At 39.8% G+C, this 18,184-nt stretch carries 16 protein-coding genes; 3 read left to right on the top strand and 13 right to left on the bottom strand.

The genetic code is table 11. The features are described from left to right. Positions 1–47 precede the first annotated feature (47 nt). Positions 48–1,832, top strand: coding sequence for a peptide MFS transporter (locus HCG49_RS05775; RefSeq protein ID WP_168468592.1), 1,785 nt, complete (start codon positions 48–50; stop codon positions 1,830–1,832). A gap of 1 nt (position 1,833) precedes the next feature. On the opposite strand, the gene HCG49_RS05770 is transcribed toward HCG49_RS05775, so the two are convergent. The 5 genes from HCG49_RS05770 to surE form a co-directional block, all read right to left on the bottom strand. Further along, positions 1,834–3,861: a ComEC/Rec2 family competence protein gene (locus HCG49_RS05770; protein WP_168468591.1), complete on the bottom strand. Its 2,028-nt coding sequence runs from the start codon at positions 3,859–3,861 to the stop codon at positions 1,834–1,836. 1 nt (position 3,862) lies between these two features. Next, complete coding sequence (locus tag HCG49_RS05765) at positions 3,863–4,423, bottom strand: C40 family peptidase (RefSeq protein WP_168468590.1); 561 nt, start codon at positions 4,421–4,423, stop codon at positions 3,863–3,865. A gap of 181 nt (positions 4,424–4,604) precedes the next feature. Further along, positions 4,605–5,726 carry a lipid-A-disaccharide synthase gene (gene lpxB / locus HCG49_RS05760; RefSeq protein WP_168468589.1) on the bottom strand — a complete coding sequence of 374 codons (1,122 nt, stop codon included), beginning with the start codon at positions 5,724–5,726 and terminating at the stop codon, positions 4,605–4,607. 216 nt (positions 5,727–5,942) lie between these two features. Beyond that, a complete protein-coding gene (locus HCG49_RS05755) occupies positions 5,943–6,224 on the bottom strand; it encodes a hypothetical protein (protein ID WP_168468588.1) in 282 nt (93 codons plus the stop codon). Continuing rightward, a complete protein-coding gene (gene surE, locus HCG49_RS05750) occupies positions 6,217–6,996 on the bottom strand; it encodes a 5'/3'-nucleotidase SurE (RefSeq protein ID WP_168468587.1) in 780 nt (259 codons plus the stop codon). Before surE ends, HCG49_RS05755 begins: the two co-directional genes overlap by 8 nt. A gap of 301 nt (positions 6,997–7,297) precedes the next feature. Between surE and HCG49_RS05745 the strand changes: the two genes are divergently transcribed. Beyond that, on the top strand, positions 7,298–9,478 hold the full coding sequence (locus HCG49_RS05745; protein WP_168468586.1) for a carboxy terminal-processing peptidase: 2,181 nt from the start codon (positions 7,298–7,300) through the stop codon (positions 9,476–9,478). A 214-nt stretch (positions 9,479–9,692) separates the two neighbouring features. Here HCG49_RS05745 and HCG49_RS05740 read toward each other — a convergent pair whose 3' ends face one another. The 4 genes from HCG49_RS05740 to msrB all read right to left on the bottom strand — a co-directional run bounded on the left by HCG49_RS05740 (position 9,693) and on the right by msrB (position 12,674). Beyond that, a complete protein-coding gene (locus HCG49_RS05740) occupies positions 9,693–11,258 on the bottom strand; it encodes a protein adenylyltransferase SelO (RefSeq protein ID WP_168468585.1) in 1,566 nt (521 codons plus the stop codon). A 37-nt stretch (positions 11,259–11,295) separates the two neighbouring features. Beyond that, a complete protein-coding gene (locus HCG49_RS05735) occupies positions 11,296–11,565 on the bottom strand; it encodes a GNAT family N-acetyltransferase (protein ID WP_168468584.1) in 270 nt (89 codons plus the stop codon). A gap of 109 nt (positions 11,566–11,674) precedes the next feature. Next, positions 11,675–12,226 (bottom strand): peptide-methionine (S)-S-oxide reductase MsrA, encoded by a 552-nt coding sequence (msrA, locus tag HCG49_RS05730; protein WP_168468583.1) that lies wholly within the window; start codon positions 12,224–12,226, stop codon positions 11,675–11,677. Beyond that, entirely contained in the window at positions 12,216–12,674 is a 459-nt protein-coding gene (gene msrB / locus HCG49_RS05725; RefSeq protein ID WP_168468582.1) for a peptide-methionine (R)-S-oxide reductase MsrB, read from the bottom strand. The genes msrA and msrB overlap by 11 nt, the downstream gene beginning before the upstream one ends. A 174-nt stretch (positions 12,675–12,848) precedes the next feature. On the opposite strand from msrB, the gene HCG49_RS05720 reads away from it, so the two are divergent. Further along, a complete protein-coding gene (locus tag HCG49_RS05720) occupies positions 12,849–13,652 on the top strand; it encodes a DNA/RNA non-specific endonuclease (protein WP_168468581.1) in 804 nt (267 codons plus the stop codon). Here HCG49_RS05720 and rodA read toward each other — a convergent pair. The 4 genes from rodA to mreC form a co-directional block, all read right to left on the bottom strand. After that, complete coding sequence (rodA, locus tag HCG49_RS05715) at positions 13,649–14,938, bottom strand: rod shape-determining protein RodA (protein ID WP_205764348.1); 1,290 nt, start codon at positions 14,936–14,938, stop codon at positions 13,649–13,651. The genes HCG49_RS05720 and rodA overlap by 4 nt on opposite strands. Next, on the bottom strand, positions 14,922–16,790 hold the full coding sequence (gene mrdA, locus HCG49_RS05710) for a penicillin-binding protein 2 (protein ID WP_168468579.1): 1,869 nt from the start codon (positions 16,788–16,790) through the stop codon (positions 14,922–14,924). The genes rodA and mrdA overlap by 17 nt, the downstream gene beginning before the upstream one ends. Beyond that, positions 16,787–17,191: a rod shape-determining protein MreD gene (locus tag HCG49_RS05705; RefSeq protein ID WP_317167452.1), complete on the bottom strand. Its 405-nt coding sequence runs from the start codon at positions 17,189–17,191 to the stop codon at positions 16,787–16,789. The genes mrdA and HCG49_RS05705 overlap by 4 nt, the downstream gene beginning before the upstream one ends. 97 nt (positions 17,192–17,288) lie before the next feature. Further along, positions 17,289–18,104 (bottom strand): rod shape-determining protein MreC, encoded by an 816-nt coding sequence (gene mreC, locus HCG49_RS05700; protein ID WP_168468577.1) that lies wholly within the window; start codon positions 18,102–18,104, stop codon positions 17,289–17,291. Positions 18,105–18,184: the final 80 nt, after the last annotated feature.

The raw sequence follows: 18,184 nt of genomic DNA, 5'->3' as shown, positions 1-18,184 counted from the left end.
AAACAAATTAATCTACAGTTAAGGAAGCATTTAACGAATATAGAAATATGAATACCGATATTGAAAATTTATTTAAGGATAAGGTTATAGGGCATCCGGCCGGACTTTTTGTCTTATTTTTTACAGAGATGTGGGAGCGGTTTTCCTTTTATGGAATGCGAATCCTATTAGTACTTTTTTTAACGGCTCCTTTAATTGGGGACAATCCTGGTTGGGAATGGCCCCGTGAACACGCCTTAGCATTGATTGGAACCTATGCTTCCTTGCTTTATCTGACGCCAATTATCGGTGGCTATGTAGCGGATAAATTTACCGGCTATAAATGGGCCGTGATCATAGGGTGTTTTATAATGATGTTGGGCCATGCTGCCATGGTCTTTGAAACGCAATTTACCTTATATCTAGGCTTGGCATTTTTGGTTATTGGAACAGGATTCTTTAAGCCTAATGTTACTTCTATGATTTCCGAAATGTACAAGGGCAAAGAATCTAAGAAAGATGGTGCATACACTATATTTTATATGGGGGTTAATGCCGGTGCTTTCTTTGGAATGATGCTTTGTGGGTACTTGGCCGAGAATATCGGTTGGAGCTATGGCTTCGGATTGGCAGGGATTTTTATGTTCTTGGGAATGTTGCAGTTCTGGTTGGCCAAAGATTTATTTGGTAGTATAGGGGAAAAACCTAGTAAAAAATACGAGGTAGAATTGCCGCAAAATATTAACGAAGAAAGTGTAGTAGTCGATGAGAATAAGGAAGCAGAAGAAAAACTAAACCCTTTTACGACACTAGACAAGGTACTAATGATCTTATCTGCCATCGGAGGGGTGTTATACCTTTTTAACGATCCGATGTCTAAAATTGGCGACGTAAACCTTTTAAATTTCAGTGTTGGAAACTATGATGGTTCTACGGTAACAGTGCTTGCCGCCCTGGTTATGTTCTTGTGGCTTATTATTAGCAGGATCTTTAGATATACCAGAATTGTGCGCGATAGAATCATTGCCGTTTCTATTTTTGGATTATTTACCGTGTTTTTCTTTGCGGCCTTTGAGCAATCTTTGGGTTCTATGACCATTTTTGCCAGAGATTATACGGCTAGGGAACTATCAGGAAATTCGGCAACAATTTTTAAAATCATAGATTTAATTCTAACTGTTGGGCCTTTGGCTGTAATTTCATGGGTGTTGGTACTATTGTTTAAAAAAACCTATACCAAGATTCCGTATTCCAATATTGTTTTGGCCCTTGCCTTTGTTTCGCTATGGGGGGTTGTTATTTGGAAAATCGACAGAGAGTTTAGTAAGGATGCTACCGAGGTAGGCGCTTCATGGTTCGGGATTTTAAATTCCTTTTTTATTATTGTTCTTGCGCCTTTCTTTTCTAAATGGTGGGAAAGTAAATACAATCCTAGTGCAGCCATGAAATATGGTTTGGGATTAATTCTATTGGGACTAGGGTTCGGATTTTTGGCCTTTGGAACAGCAGGAATACCTCCAGGAGCACAAACGGCTTCTGTGAGTATGGTGTTTTTAATTTGTACCTACTTTTTCCACACTATGGGAGAGCTGTGTTTGTCGCCTGTAGGCTTGTCATACCTAAGTAAATTGGTGCCCGGAAGAATGATCGGTTTTATGTTTGGTATTTGGTATTTGGCCATCGCCATTGGTCAAAAAGCCGCCGGGAATATGGGAGGAATGATCGACAAAATAGCGACTGAATATTCCTTAAGTACCTTCTTTTTAATTTTTACATTGATACCAGTGGGTGTAGGTTTTGTATCCATTGTATTAAATCCGATAATTAAAAAACTAATGCACGGAGTACGTTAAACTACTTAAAAGTATATATCAGAGCTCCCTTTTCACCAGTATAGTGAAAAGGGAGCTTTCTTTTTTTACAACTTGCTTTCCAATGTGCTATGTAGCTTTTGTAATTACTGCCATCGGCAACAATAATTTCTGGGTGAAGCGTGTCAATTAGGCGATCTAAATTTATTTTTGGGGACTGTGTCAATAGTAAAGTAGTAACCTTGTAATCGGTCTTGGGGTAAAATCCACTGCTGTCTACCACAAACAAGGTATTCTCCCCGTACCTAAAACTGTTTTGTAAGGGACTGTATTTAATTTCTCCAATATTTTTAGAAAGGCTAAAATCGTTCACCACCCTTGCCGTGGCAAGACTATCTCTATGAAGAACACTTAAACAATTGCCGCTTTGATACAGAATGGCAGAACTTCTGGGGATATGGGCTATCAGAATTGTTTCAGTTTTATATTGTTCCAAAGAAACATAGTACCACCACAGCTGAAAACATAAAATTCCTAAAAAACATATCAGTATTCGTTTAAAAGAAGCCTTTGTGAACAAGATTCCGATAGAAATAATTATGACAAAGCTTAGGACTAATTGTACGGCATCAAAATAAATATTTTTAAAAAGAAACAACTCTTGTTGTGCTATTTGTTCAATGGCCCAATTCATACTTTTGATCATAGTATTATACCCTAGGGCCAAGAAGGACGGTAAAATATCGCAGACAACTAAAGCTAAAACCAGTATCCCCATTCCCAGGATAAAGGCAAGGAAGGGAACTACTAAAAGGTTCGATACAAAGAAGAGCCCAGGAAATTGATGGAAATAAAATAGGCTAATGGGCAATACGCCCAGTTGTGCTGCGATACTGACCGAAAGCAGTTCCCATCCTCTTTTTAGGAACCAGTTTTTTGGGGTCCAAAATTGTTGAAGCTTGGGGAATATCAAAACAATAGAAAACACGGCGGCATAACTTAATTGAAACCCTACCTGAAATAACAACATGGGGTTGATGAGGAGAAGGATAAAAAGCAGGGACAAGGCCAGTACATTAAAATTACTGGTGGGTCTATTTAGGTACAGGGCATAGGCTACAAAAGAAAACATGCTAACTGCCCTGATAATAGAGGCCGATAGCCCAGCTAGGAAGGCGAAACCCCACAGGCATACTACAATGACGAATAGTTTAATACTTTTGCCCTTAGGGAGCAATTCTAAGGGTTTTAGGAAGAAATGTAGCAGGCCTAACAAGATGCCAATGTGCAAACCAGAAAGTGCCAAGATATGAAAGGCCCCGGCATCCTTATAATGGGTATTGGTCTCTTGGCTAAGCTCATTGCGCTCACCGAGCAATAGGGCTTGTATGACTCCCAATTCTTCTCGGCCAAAAGGATATTCCTTTAATTTTCCGATGAGATGGTTTCTTGCCCTTGCCGCTATACCTATAAGGGTTTTGGAGGGGGCATCCTTTTTTACGAATTGGGCAGCGTTTATTTTTAGTTGATGGTAAATACCCAGGTCTTCCGCGTATTTTTTATAGTTAAATTGCTGTGGGTTTAGGGGAGAAGAAAGGGGGGTAAATGCGGAATAGACCATAATTTCATCGTCTACAAAAAGTGGGGCACTGGTAGAATCCCTGTTTACATTGATAAATATTTTGCCAGAGGTCTTTAAGGAATCGGCCTGTTGTACTTTCGCAATGTAACGATGGCTGTAGGGGGTAGGTTTTAAGACCTCCCTAATTTTTAGAGTCCATTCCTTTTTTTCATGCTGTGAAAGATGACTGTAGTGGTCCGGCCAGTTTTTGGGTTGGGAGATGGAAAAGGAAAGTGTTCCTATAGAAATGGCCAAAAGCATGGTAATAGTGCCAAATAATACAGAAGAACTATGATGGTGTTTTCTTATAAATACCATCCCTAAAATTAGGAGAAATATTAGGGTAAGGGAAATGGGAATAATAGGGGAGGGGGTACTAAAATACCCTAATAAAATACCAAAAATAATGCAAAGAGTAAGTTTAACGGCTATGAATTTTAGCCATTGCATTTTATAATATTCTTGCAGCCTTTACAAAGGCATGGTTCCAGAATCCTTCGCGTAGAGAGGAGATAATAACCCCTCTAGAGGTGGAGGAGTGAATAAACTGTATGTCATTGCCATCTACGGCTACCACCAATCCAACATGGTTGATTTTTCTGCTTTTTCTAGAAGTTTTAAAAAAGACTAAATCCCCTTTGTTAATCTCGTCCAGCTTTATGGTTTCTCCGTGTTCCGCCATCTGATAGGAAGAACGAGGCAAGGAAATATCGTGTTGTCCAAAGCTAACATACATTAAGCCGGAGCAATCCATTCCATTAGAATTAGTACCGCCATATCGGTAGTTTACCCCAGAATAGGAAAGGGCAGTATTGATTACCTGATCTGTAAGTTTAGGGACTATATCCTTAATTTCTTTGGGAGCCAACACCACTTCGTTTTGATCTTCCAAAGGAGGGATAGAAGCTGCAACACTTATTTTTCGTTCATCGCTTTGTGTGGCACTTCTTTTAGAAACCCCACAACTGGCAAATAAAATGATAAGCAATAGAGAAAGATGTTGGTGTTTCATCAACTTAAAAATTAATACCCTTAAGGCCAAATTTAGAATAATATTTTTATATCAATCTAAATTTTAACCTTTTATATGGAACGGCAAATTTAACTAGTTTATTGTATCCCATGGCCAATATTTGGCATTCCGTAAGAAGGAAGTTTTCTTGGGCCTTACCAAGAATAAAATGTTGATGCCTTTACGAGCCAGCTATATTTTCTACTATTAAGTCAGCTGCTTTTTCACTGGCACCCTTACCGCCTAATTTTTTTTCCAAAAGGGTATAGGCTTCAATTTGTGTAGCTCTATAGGGCCCTTCTAAAATTTTAGAAAGTTCTGTTTTAATGTTTTTGGTATTAAGGTCGTTCTGAATAAGTTCTTTTACCACTTCCTTGTCCATTATTAAATTCACCAAGGATATAAATTTAAGGGTAATGATCCGTTTTGCGATCGCGTAGGATATCCAATGGGCACGGTAGCATACTACTTGTGGCACTTTAAATAAGGCTGTTTCTAGCGTAGCAGTGCCACTGGTTACCAGAGCAGCATGGGATAAGCTTAGAAGATCGTATGTTTTATTGGAAATTAAACTTACCTGGGAGGCCTTTAGAAAAGGGAGGTAAAAGTCTAAATCTAAGCTTGGAGCCCCAGCAATGACGAATTGGTAGTCGGGAAAAGATTCGACCACCGAGAGCATCAGGGTCAACATTTTTTGTACTTCTTGCTTCCGGCTTCCCGGTAATAATGCTATAATAGGTTTTGTAGGGTGTAGTTTGTTCTCTTCCCTAAATATGTTGTCCGGGGTCCTGGGCAAATCGTCTATGGCGTCGATTAAAGGATGACCGACAAAATTCACTGGATATTGATGTTTCTTTTCGTAAAATTCCTTTTCAAAAGGTAGAATGACATACATGGCATCGATATCCCTTTTTATTTTGTGGATCCTAGATTCCCTAGAGGCCCATATTTGTGGGGAAATATAGTAATTGGTCTTAAAATTATTTTCTTTGGCCCATGAGGCAATACGAAGATTGAATCCGGAATAGTCTATAAAAATAATGACATCAGGGTTAAATTTGGCAATATCGGTTTTGCAGAAAGCGATGTTTTTAAAAATTTTATTGATATTGGTCACTACCTCAATAAAGCCCATAAAGCCCATATCCTTGTAGTTTTTAACCAAGGTACCACCAGCTTTTTCCATTAAATCGCCGCCCCAACAACGAATGTTGGCCTCTTTGTCCTTAATTTTTAATGCTTTTATAAGGTTAGAGCCATGTAGGTCTCCCGAGGCTTCTCCTGCAATGATGTAATATTTCATATGTGGATAAATATTGTTTTTTTGACGGTCATATGTAATTCGCATGGCTATAATCGTAGTAGCGACCTATTATCGGTCATGCTCATTTCATATGAAATGTCTATTTCCAAATTCCTTAAACCGATCCTTTCTATGGAGCCTTTTTTCTAGGCGCTTTTCGGGAACCGATTCAGGGCTGATTATATTTTTAAACCGATGAATAAATTTCGTTTACTTTTAAAAGACTTTATAATATAGAATTAGAATAGCGGTTAGCAATGTAGCCAACATCACTCCTCTGGCCCTATAATCTCTTCGAATCTTTAAAAATCCAAAAAAGGCAAATAAATTCAATATAGCTCCAAGTGCCAATAGGCTTCCTACATGTCCTTGGACAACAGCTGCCTGGTAGGTTTCCAAAATTCCGAAGTCCGAGAACAAAACGATATAGGCAAGGGTTCCTATCGTATTAGCTATTAACCCTACTATAAATCCTATTAAAATCTCTTTTTTAATCATTTAGGCTCCAGTTGTTAATGAGTTGTATGGCGTGGTGTGCGGTTAGGTCAAATTGGGTAGGGACCACGGATATATATCCTTGCGACAAGGCAAATTCGTCGGTGTCTTCTCCTTTATCCAACAGTTCAAATTCACCGGTAAGCCAATAGTATTCTTTGCCCATTGGGTTGGTGCGCTTATCGAATTTTTCCTTCCAATTAGCACGTGCCTGTCTGCAAATCTTGATGCCTTTTGGGGCTTCTGAAGTAGTTTTAGGAATGTTTACGTTTAGTACGACCCCTTTTGGAATACCGTTTTGCAAGGCTTCTTGGACTATTTTTTGAATACTTTCCTTGGCCAAGTCAAAATTGGCGTCCCAAGAATAATCGCAAAGGGAGAAACCAATGGCCGGGATTCCTTCGATTCCGGCTTCTATGGCCGCGCTCATAGTACCCGAATAAATAACATTTATGGATGAGTTAGAGCCGTGGTTGATGCCACTGACACAAAGATCGGGTTTGCGACCTAATAATTCCTGTAGTCCCAATTTTACACAGTCGGCAGGGGTGCCACTACAGCTATATTCCTCGTCTACACCATTAACAAGGTCTCTTTGGGATTTCTTAATATAAAGGGTATTGTCTATTGTAATGGCATGTCCCATTCCAGACTGTGGACTGTCCGGAGCAACAACAACTACATCGCCTATTTCTTTCATAAAACGAATTAATGCCCTTAAACCAGGGGCAGTGATACCATCGTCATTGGTAACAAGAATTAAAGGTTTTGTCATGGAATATAATTTATGGGGCAAAAATACGTTTTTAAAGTGTTATTGGTTTTAGCCTATATGGCTAGCTTTTAGAAAGTTTAAAAATTAAGATACATTTTTTGAATTATCAAGGGAAATCCTTAGTTTTCTAGGAAAGGGGCTATGGAATATTAACAAAACATTAATGTCACAAATGCTAATACTGGCATGGTTTTTACTTTATTTTAGGCGAATCCTTATAATTTCTGGGATTTAAATGGCAAAGCTAGGATTACGCTTGTCATTTGATTAATTTTATAGAATCCGAATAATATAAAAATAAATGAAAAGAAATTTAGCTTACGCATTATTAGTAATGCTTGTTGCGGTGGCTTCATGTAGTTTTACCAATAAAACTTTTGAAACCGATGATAAGGATAAGTTATTGTTGGATTTGATTACCTATGTACTGGAGCGAGGGCATTATCAGCCCAAAGATATTAACGATGATTTCTCGGTAGAAGTGTTTGATAGTTTTATAGATATTATAGATCCGACCAAACGTTACTTCTTAGCGAGCGATATTGAAGAGTTTGACAAGTATAAATTTCAGATTGACGATCAGATAAAGAATGTCGATATCACCTTTTTCGATATGGTTTACGGGCGTCTTGTACAAAGAATGGCAGAGGCCAAGGAAATTTACAAGGAAGTTTTAAAGGAACCTTTTGATTATTCCAAAGAGGAAACATTGGATGTTAAATACAATAAGCAGCCGTTTGTATCTTCTAAAAAGGAATTGAAGGAGCGCTGGAGAAAGCAATTGAAATATGCTACTTTAGGGACTTATGACAACAAATTAGAAGGCAGCAAGCTTAAAGCGGTAGAAAAGGAAGCCGATGTAAATGAGGAGGGGCCTGCCACTGTTTTTGAAGACAATACCCCTTCGGCTCCATTGAGTCCGGCGGAAGCAGAGAAGGCGGCCAGGGAATTGACCAAGAGCACCTTGGACGATTATTTTGATTTCATAGATGAATTGGAGCGTAAAGATTGGTTTGTACAATACTTAAATACTATTGTAGAAGTTTTTGATCCCCATACTTTTTATTTTGCCCCAGATGACAAAGAAAAGTTTGATACCAGTATGTCTGGAAAATTTGAAGGGATTGGCGCTAGGCTGCAAAAGAAAAAAGACCAGACCAAAATTGTCGAAATTATTTCTGGTGGTCCGGTATGGAGGGACCAACAAATTGAGGTTGGAGACGAGATCTTAAAAGTAGGTCAAAACGGACAGCCCCCAGTTGATATTGTGGGGATGCGTTTAGATGATGCCATTAAATTTATTAAAGGCCCAAAAGGGACAATTGTAGATTTGACAGTAAGAAAAGTAGACGGTTCCTTAATCGTGGTTTCTTTGATGCGCGATGTTGTGGAATTGGAAGAATCCTATGCTAAATCTGCCACCATTATAAAGGAGGATCAGAAATTTGGCCTGATCAATCTGCCTAAGTTTTATGTAGACTTTGAAGATTATAACGAACGAAATGCCGCCACCGATGTGGCCAAAGAAATAGAACGTTTAAAAGAGGCCGGTGTCGAAGGATTGATATTAGACTTAAGGGACAATGGTGGAGGATCTTTAAAGACCGTAGTCGATATGGCCGGATTGTTTATTAAAGAAGGACCTATAGTACAGGTGCGTTCTACCAATAAAGCACCAGAAGTATATAACGATAAGGATGACCGAATTCAGTGGGACGGTCCTTTGGTTATATTGGTGAACGAACTGTCTGCCTCAGCTTCGGAAATTCTGGCAGCTGCGATGCAAGATTATAAAAGAGGGGTGGTTATAGGTAGTAAACAGACCTTTGGTAAAGGTACCGTTCAGAATGTAATTCCTTTAGAGAATATTGTTCGTAGTAATGAATACGGAGATTTAGGGGCGATAAAAATCACCACCCAAAAATTTTATAGAATTAATGGGGGCTCTACCCAGTTAGAAGGGGTTAAGAGCGACGTGATTGTTCCAGACCGTTATAGCTACATTGATATAGGAGAAAAAGATCAGGAAAACCCATTGGGATGGGATAAAATAGCCCCGGCAAAATATGCTCCTTGGGACGGATACATAGATTATGAAGCTACTATTGCCAATAGCACCAAAAGGATGGCCGGTAACGAGCAGATAAAACTGATAGATGAAAATGCTAGATGGATTAAGAAAGCCCAGGACGAAACGGTAGTTTCCTTAAAATATAACAACTATAAGAGAGAGTTGGAAAAGGATAAGGAGACAGCCAAGTATTTTAAAACTATCAATGATTACAATTCTCATTTGCTATTTGAATCTTTAGGCTACGAAAAAGAGCTTTTTGCAAAAGATACGGTGCTAAAGGAAAAACGTGTTCGTTGGCATAAGGACCTGGCAAAAGACGTATATATAGAAGAAGCGGTAAACGTTTTACAGGATTTAAAAATGAACCATGTAAATGAGACAAAGGTTGCCAGTGTTAAAAATAAATAGTTGCCATAAATAATGGTATATAAAAAAACCTGCTCAAGAGCAGGTTTTTTTATATTTTGATGGTGTTGGAGCCTACTTTTTTTATTGATAATCTAGATATTGATTCCCGCGTTAGGGACCGCAGCGGCATCCCCGCAGCAAGGCAAGGGATATAGCGAAGGCCCCGACCGACGAAGGAGGGAACGCCCAAATTATTTTTGTAAAGATTAAAAAACTATGAACTACACGATAGCATAGAGCAGCCTGCCTTATTTCTTGCCCATTCGGGCCGTTTGGCAAACCAATTTTCCTTTTCCTCTTGTTCGTTATACGGAGCTTTTAAGAGCTGGTACAGTTCTTCGATCACGGAATAATCGCCCTTGTCCGCGGCTTCAATGGCCAATTGTGCCATATAATTTCTAAGCACATATTTAGGGTTTACGGCATTCATCTTTTGTTGCCTCTCTGTATCCGATATACGTTCTTGCTTTAAACGTTCTACATAGGAAAGGAACCATTGTTTCCATGTTTCGCGTATATTTTCGTCCAGTTCTTGGGGCGCATAGAAGGCGTCCATTACTACGGATAAAAAATCGTCTGAGAGGGCTTTATCTTTTTTGACGGCGGCCAGGTTACGGAAGAAAATGGTCATATCCGTTTCGGTCAGCTGCAAGTTTTCCTCTAATGTATTGATCAGGGCAATGTCGCGGGCATCTTTTTCGAACAGTCCAATCTTAGCCTTCATCATACTAAGATATTGTTGCTGATAAGCATCTCTGTAGCCCTTAAGAATGGCCTCCACGGGCGCGGTCTCTTCTATGAGCGGGTAGAGGGCATTGGCCAGGCGATACAGGTTCCAAAGCCCTATATTGATCTGGTTGCCGTATCGATAGCGTTTATGCTGACGGTCCGTGGTGTTCGGGGTCCAGCCTTCATCATATCCTTCGAGCCAGCCATAAGGTCCATAATCGATCGTTAACCCTAAAATAGACATATTGTCGGTATTCATTACCCCGTGAACAAAACCAACCCGTTGCCAATGAATAAGCATCTCCAAGGTGCGATCTGTGACTTCTTTAAGGAATTGTAGGTAACCTTCCTTGCTGCCCGCTTGAATGTGGGGAAAGAAGTGTTTTATAGTATAATCCGTCAGGGTTTGAAGCGTCTTCTTATCTTCCCTGGCCATTAAAATCTCGAAATTTCCGAACCGCAAAAAGGAGGGGGCTACCCGGCACACTACCGCTCCTTTTTCATATTCCGGATGTCCTGAATATAGGATATCGCGTAAAACCTTATCTCCGGTTTCGCATATTGATAGGGCTCTTGTGGTAGGGACTCCCAAATGAAACATGGCTTCGCTACATAAATATTCCCTTATTGAAGAACGAAGTACGGCCAAACCATCGGCTGTTCTAGAATAGGGAGTTTCTCCGGCCCCCTTAAGTTGAAGGGCCCAATGGTTGTTGTTATGGGTTGTTTCGAACAAATTTATGGCTCGGCCATCGCCTAACTGTCCGGCCCAATTCCCAAATTGATGTCCGCCGTAACACATGGCATAAGGCTGTGTATCTGGATAAATAGCGTTGCCAGAAAATATGTTTAAAAAGGTCTCGGAAAGCAGGTCTTTTTCTTCAATTCCTAATTCCTTGGCCATCTCCTTAGAGGTGTGTACCAAAACAGGCTTGGATGTCTTCTTAGGGCTTACATAAGAAAAGCAAGCGTTTACCTGTCTTCGGAAATTTTCTTGAAGGGGATCTGCAGGGAGTTCCTCGGTAAATGTATTTTTGATGTTAAATTTCATGTGTGTGCTATGTTGGACTGCTTACAGCGGTGTCCGATTATTCAATGATGGCATTCCATTTTTTACTGCTACGGGCTATTTTGTCGACGTAAGAGCAAACGGCTACTGCCTTGTAGCCTTCCTCGGTTAATTTTTCAAAAGTTTTTTCGACTAAAATTTTTCCATACCCCTTTGATCGTAAATGAACGGGAACTTCTGAATACGTTAAAAACATTTTCCCTTGGCTAAGACTATAATCTACCGTAGCGAAACTGTCTTCTAAGGGCATCTTATACTGGTGGTTTTCCTTGTCGTGTTGTATTTCCAATTTGTTGTTTTTTATGAGGTTGTGGTATTTTTATTAATTCGACTTTCTTGTGCAAAGGTGCCGAATATTGCAGTAGCATGCCTACGTTTATTATAGAAGGACTATGCCACTATACCTTAGTATTCTTTAATTTATCGGCATGAAGCTGTCTTAGTTTTACCAGTTTAGGAGTAATGACCGCACTGCAATAGCCTTGCGTTTTATTATTCCGATAATAATCCTGATGCTCTTTCTCGGCATCATAAAAAATGCCGGCTTTGCTAATTTCGGTTACTATAGGATGGTCGTAATATTGCGCTACTTCCTTCACCACTATTTCGGCTAACAGTTTTTGTTGGTCGTTGTGGTAATATATTACCGATCGGTATTGAGTGCCAACATCTGCCCCCTGACGGTTTAGGGTGGTGGGGTCATGACTTGTCATAAATACGAACAGCAAATCTTGGTAGGATATTTTGTTGGCATCAAAGGTTATTTGTACCACTTCTGCATGACCGGTAAGGCCAGAACAGACTTCCCTATAAGTAGGTCTGCCCGGGGCGTTGCCTCCGGTATATCCGGAAACAACTTTTTCTACGCCATTCACTTCCTGGAATACGGCTTCTATACACCAAAAGCATCCGCCGCCTATGGTGATCAATTCTAATTTTTTATTGCTCATGAGTGTGTTTTGCCAAGGTTATCGATTCAGAATTTACACAAAAGCGCAAACCGCTTGGGGGTGGCCCATCGGGGAATACATGTCCCAAATGACCGTCGCAGGTATTGCACATAACTTCTACTCTAATCATCCCATAACTACTGTCCTTTTCGTATTTAATGGCATTTTGTTGAATCGGCTGGGTAAAACTAGGCCATCCTGAACTAGAGTTAAATTTTATGGTAGAATCGAATAGGGGAGCATTACAACAAACACAGTGATATTTTCCGGACTCATGACTACTGCACAAGGCACCGCTATGTGCGGGTTCTGTTCCTTTTTCCCTAGCAATCCTATATTGGGAAGGAGAAAGTAGTGCTTTCCATTCTTCGCTAGTTTTTTCTACTCTTTTGTCGGGCTTTGGATTGCCCATGACACAGTAATTAATAATGTCTTTCCAAGTAAGCATAGTGAAATTTCCTTTATTGTTAATTGAGTTATTTTTAGTGTCTTTTTGGCATAGGATGCAAAATAGTTATATACAGCCTTGATGGGGGTATTCCTTTTCCATTTTGTCGCTCCTAAGCCGGTCAACTTACAAAGTTACCCTTAGCAATATAGGGAATTCAGTTATCTTTGGACTATGCATGCAACTAAGAAAAATAGACGTATTTATACTTTGTTATTGGCCATATGTATGGTTGGGTTTTGGCTTTTTGAAAACTTCTATAGCCCTTCTGGTCCTACCGATTCTAAGGAGCCGGTAACAACAATAACAACCTTATTGCCTCAATCGACTACAGGGGTGGTGGTTAACCATAATTATTATACGCTATCCTATAGCGAGGCCCACGAACAGGCAGAATGGGTAGCTTATGTTTTGGAGCGGGGGCATTTGACCTATGACAATCGAAAAAGACCTTTTTTTATCGAGGACCCCAAGGTGGGGAGCAGGTCCGCAGATTGGAGAAACTATAAGGGCTCTGGTTATGACCGTGGACATTTATGTCCGGCTGGGGACCGTAGGTTTTCGGAAGCGGCCTTTAACGAAACCTTTTATACCAGCAATATCAGTCCACAAGACAGGGATTTTAATGCAGGGGTATGGAATCGTTTGGAGAAACAAGTGCGGTATTGGGCCAAAAAAGAAGGGCCTTTGTTTGTGGTTACAGGGGGAGTGTTGGAAGGGGGACTTCCCAGTATAGGCGAGGAGGAAGTGACAGTGCCTAAATTTTATTATAAAATAGTAGCCAAGGGGAATGGGGCCGACTTAAAAGTGCTAGCCTTCCTTTTTCCTCATAGAGAAAGCAATGCCAAATTAAGCCGTTTTGTAGTGCCAGTTGATGAAGTGGAAGCCTTGACGGGAATCGATTTTTTCCCGGAACTTCCGGATACTCAAGAAACAAAATTGGAAGCGGCGAAAGACCTTTCTACTTGGAAGTTTTAAAAGAGTTCTTTTAATCTGTTGGCATCTAGTTTTAGGAAAATAAACAATAAGGCCGTAAAAAAGAGTAGGCCCGAGCCTCCATAACTAAAAAATGGCAAAGGAATCCCGATCGTGGGCAAAATACCGATAACCATACCTATATTGATAAAATAATGGACCAATAATATGGAAATCACCCCATAGCCGTACATTCGGCTAAAGGGGTTTTTTTGTCGTTCTGCTAAATATACGAGCCGCAGCAGCAGTGCCGTAAAAAGGATCACTACCGTTGATGTCCCTAAAAAGCCCCATTCTTCGCCTACAGTACTAAAAATATAATCGGTATGTTGTTCGGGGACAAAATTTCCCTTGGTACGGGTACCTTCTAAAAACCCTTTTCCAAAGAAACCTCCAGATTCAATAGCTTTTTCAGATTGATAGGTGTTGTAGCCAATAGTTCTAAGGATCTCATTTAATTTTCTCGGATCTTTTTCTAAGCGGAGCCATAGACTAAAACGGTCGCGGTGCCTTTGTTCAAAGACAGAATTATAAATAAAACTAACCGAAAAGGAAAAGAGTATTGTAGCCACAAAAACAAAGGAAAGGGGTATGACGGGGACCTTAAAAGACGGTTTTTTTAGCAATAGGAATAAAACCAAAAGCAGGGCTAGAATAATCAATACCCAAAGGGTTCCGTATATAAGGGTAAGAATGAAAATCACTAAAAGCGTAGTGGCAATACCCAAGTAATATAGAGGTAAGCCTTCTCGGAAAATAACAAAGCTCATGGCAAAGAAGACCAAGGCACTCCCAGGGTCGGGCTGAGGCACGATAAGAATAACCGGGATAAGCAGTATTCCCAAGGCGTACAACTGGTCCTTAGGGCGTTTAATATCGGTCCGTATATCGCTGAGGTACTTGGCCAAGGCGAGGGCAGTGGCAACTTTAGCCAACTCCGAGGGTTGTAAATTAAAAAAACCGAGGTTATACCACGAGGTTGCTCCGTTAATGGTTTTTCCAAAGGGGTATATACCCAGTAATAACACCATGGAAACAAGGTACAGCAAGCCCGAAAAACGTTCATAAAAATTAGCCTCTATCGCCAAAAGGAGGACAATAGCAATACCACTGGCTATAATAAAGGACAGTTGTTTGCCGTGTAAGGCAGAAAAGTTGAAAATGTTTGCGGTATCCTCTGTTACCGTAGCCGAATAAATATTAAGCCATCCTATAAAAACCAATGCTATATAGAGCAGCACACTAAACCAATCTAACCTCTTAATGACACTTTTACCAGACACGCTCATTTATTTTAAAAGGTTGCCCACTATATGGTTTTGCATATTCGGCTTCCAATGTTTTTTCTAACATTCTTTTCTCCAAGTCCGTTCTTGTAATTTCTCCCTTGATATATTTTTCGATCATCAAGGAGGCTATATGTCCGGCATATCTAGATCCGAAGTACCCGTTTTCTATATATACAGCAATGGCAATTTTCGGGTTTTCTACAGGGGCAAAAGCGATAAATACGGAATGGTCCGTTAATTGGGTACGCACCCCGTCTATTCTGGTAAAGTTTTCTACCGTTCCTGTTTTTCCGGCCATGGTGATATCCCTTACCTGTAGCCATCTGGCGGTTCCATGTTCATATACGTCGGCCATGGCTTGTACAACGCCATCAAAATGCTTTTTGTCTATGGTGGTGTGTTTAGGTGTGGTGTATTCTGGAAAGTCAATAGGTTCTCCTTCTATTTCCTTGAGGATATGTGGCGTATAATAATGCCCCTTGTTGGCAATGGCAGCGGTCATGTTTGCCAATTGTATAGGCGTAGTGGCAATTTCACCCTGCCCTATGGAATTGGATATAATATAGGAAGAAGCCCACCTGTTCTTTCCATATACCCTATCGTAATATTCCTTGGAAGGTACGCGTCCAGGTCTCCCTGTAGGAAGGTCGTACCCGAGATAGGTACCCAGGCCAAAACTTTTGACATGTTCTTCCCAAACATCCATGCCTTCGGCAGTAGTTTTATATTTGTCGTAAATTTTTCTAAAGGCTACAGCAAAATAGGCATTACAAGACTTAAAGGTCCCAACATTAAGGTCTCTCATTCCACCTCCACAGTGACAGCCCCTTTTCTTATTTCCAACATAAAATCCGTTGTAACATGGAATTGTGGTAGCGGGGGTAATAACACCTTCTTGCAAGGCGATAAGGGCATTTATTATTTTAAAAGGCGATCCAGGAGAAGGTTCGGCCAAAATAGAACGGTCCCAAGTAGGTTTTGCGATACTATCGTAATGCAGTTTGCTGTAATTCCTAGAGCGATCCCTACCAATTAATAGAGAGGGATCATAGGTAGGGCCAGAAATCAGGGCCAATATTTCACCTGTACTGGGTTCCAAGGCGGCGATACCTCCCCGTTTACCAACCATTAATTTTTCGCCGTATTCTTGCAAGGCCTTATCTAGGGTAACGGTTATTTCCCTTCCTTGGGTAGGTAGCGTATCTAGAAGCCCATCTTTATAGGGGCCAATATCTCTGTTAAATCGGTCTTTTTGAATGTATTTTACCCCTTTATGGCCTCGTAAGATGTGTTCATATTGTTTTTCTATTCCGGTGCGGCCAATAAGTTCCCCTGCTATGTATTGTGGGTTGTTCTGTAAATCTCGCGCATTGACCTCTGCGATATATCCTAAAACATTGGCACCACTATCGGTGTCATAATATCGCAAGGATCGTTTTTGGATGTAAAACCCTTGAAAACGCCTCATTTTTTCCTGAAGCCTAGCATAGTCTTTTTTAGACAGTTGGGGCACTAAAACAGAAGGTAGTCTAGGGGAATATACCCGTGCCTTGGCCAGTTGGGATTTAAATGTTTTTTTATCGATCCCCAATAAGGAGCAAAATTCTAGGGTGTCCAAGGATTGAACCTCCCTAGGAATGACCATTACGTCATAAGCTGGTTGGTTGGCTACTAATAGCTCACCTTTTCTATCAAAAATATAACCGCGTTCTGGGTAGTCGTAGATTGCTTTTATGGCCGGATCTTCCATAACTTGGTTAGGGGAAAAACTAAATATCTGTAGATAAGATAATCTGGCGATAAAAGTTATCCCTATAACAAGGATTATAGCAGCTAATAAAAATTTTCTCATTCTTTTTTCACACTAAAGAGTGACCCTAAAAGCAAGCTCATGATTAGGGTCGCAAGGCTTATGGATGAAACTTTTTTCAAAATTAATAGGACGTTTTCATAACTAAAAATTTCCAGGTTAAAGAAAACGAAGTGATGAATAACGATCATTAAGGCCAAACATGTTATGCGCTGAGCTCTGTTGGTGTTGGTCAGTTTAAAATTTTGGAGTTCAAAATTCACTCCAAAACAAAAACGCATAATGGTTGGTCGCAAATAGGCGAGGGTTACGGTTGATGCCGCATGAATGGCCATGGTGTCCGAAAAGATATCGACCATAAGTCCCAATAAAAAACTTATAAAAATAAATAGGGACCTATTTTGGGTCAATGGATACCAATACAGAAACAAAATATAAACCATAGGGTTTATATATCCAAAAAAATTGAGCCTATTAAAAACAAGGACCTGTACCAAAATTAGTAATATAAATCTAGTCGTATTTATAAGGTAGCTATTACTAGTCATTTTTGGTCGTAGATTCTAATTGTTGTATTTCTTCCCGGTGGTGGTTCTCTAAAACATAAATATGTTTAACATTGGTCATATCGTTAAAGAGGGCCACATCTATGTGATACGAGTTTTGAGTGTTGTTTAGATCGAAATTTTTTATAATTCCAATAGGAATGTTTTCTGGAAAGATACTAGAGCTTGCCCCAGTAACGATGGTGTCTCCAATATTTATAGGTACTAACCTTTGTATATCGGTAAGTTGAACAGTGTTGTAATCTTTGGTGTCCCAAACCAAGGAGCCAAAATGGTTGGTATTCTTAATTTTGGCATTGATGCGAGAGTTGGTATTTAAAATACTCTGTACGGTGGCAAAATTCGGGGAAATGTTTTCTATAATTCCCAGGATACCATTGGCGGTAATAACGCCCATATCGGGTTTTATGCCATCATTTCTTCCCTTGTCTATAGTGATATAGTTTTTTGGCAAAGAGAAGCTATTCTTAATAATTTGAGAGGCAATTACAGTGTATTTGTTATAGCTGCTGTCTAAAGGGACAGTATCTTTTTCTTTTTTGTTGAACAAAAGAAATCGAAGTCTTTGGTTTTCTTCCTGGAGTTTTTGGTTTTGCTCATTTAAGCTAAAATAGGAGGAAATATTACTTTGTGTTTGAAAGATATTCCCAGTGAGCCAATTAGCAGAGTTAAAGAACTTGGAATGGTGGTACAAATGAGATTGCACCGTAAAAGCAAAAGAAATAGTGAACAGCAAGACATAGAGTAAGAAATTCTTGTTTCTTATTATAAAATTGATAATCTGCTGCATTCACCTAGATTGTTTTTTTTAATTCTTTTTTATAAAGGATTAAAAGGAAGGCCTTTGCAGACCTTCCTATATTTAATTTC

Source organism: Arenibacter sp. 6A1 (assembly GCF_012272855.1).
In the GTDB taxonomy this organism is placed as follows: Bacteria; Bacteroidota; Bacteroidia; order Flavobacteriales; family Flavobacteriaceae; genus Arenibacter.
The sequence above is the reverse complement of the archived record's forward strand: the minus strand, read 5'-3'. Positions and strand labels throughout refer to the sequence as shown.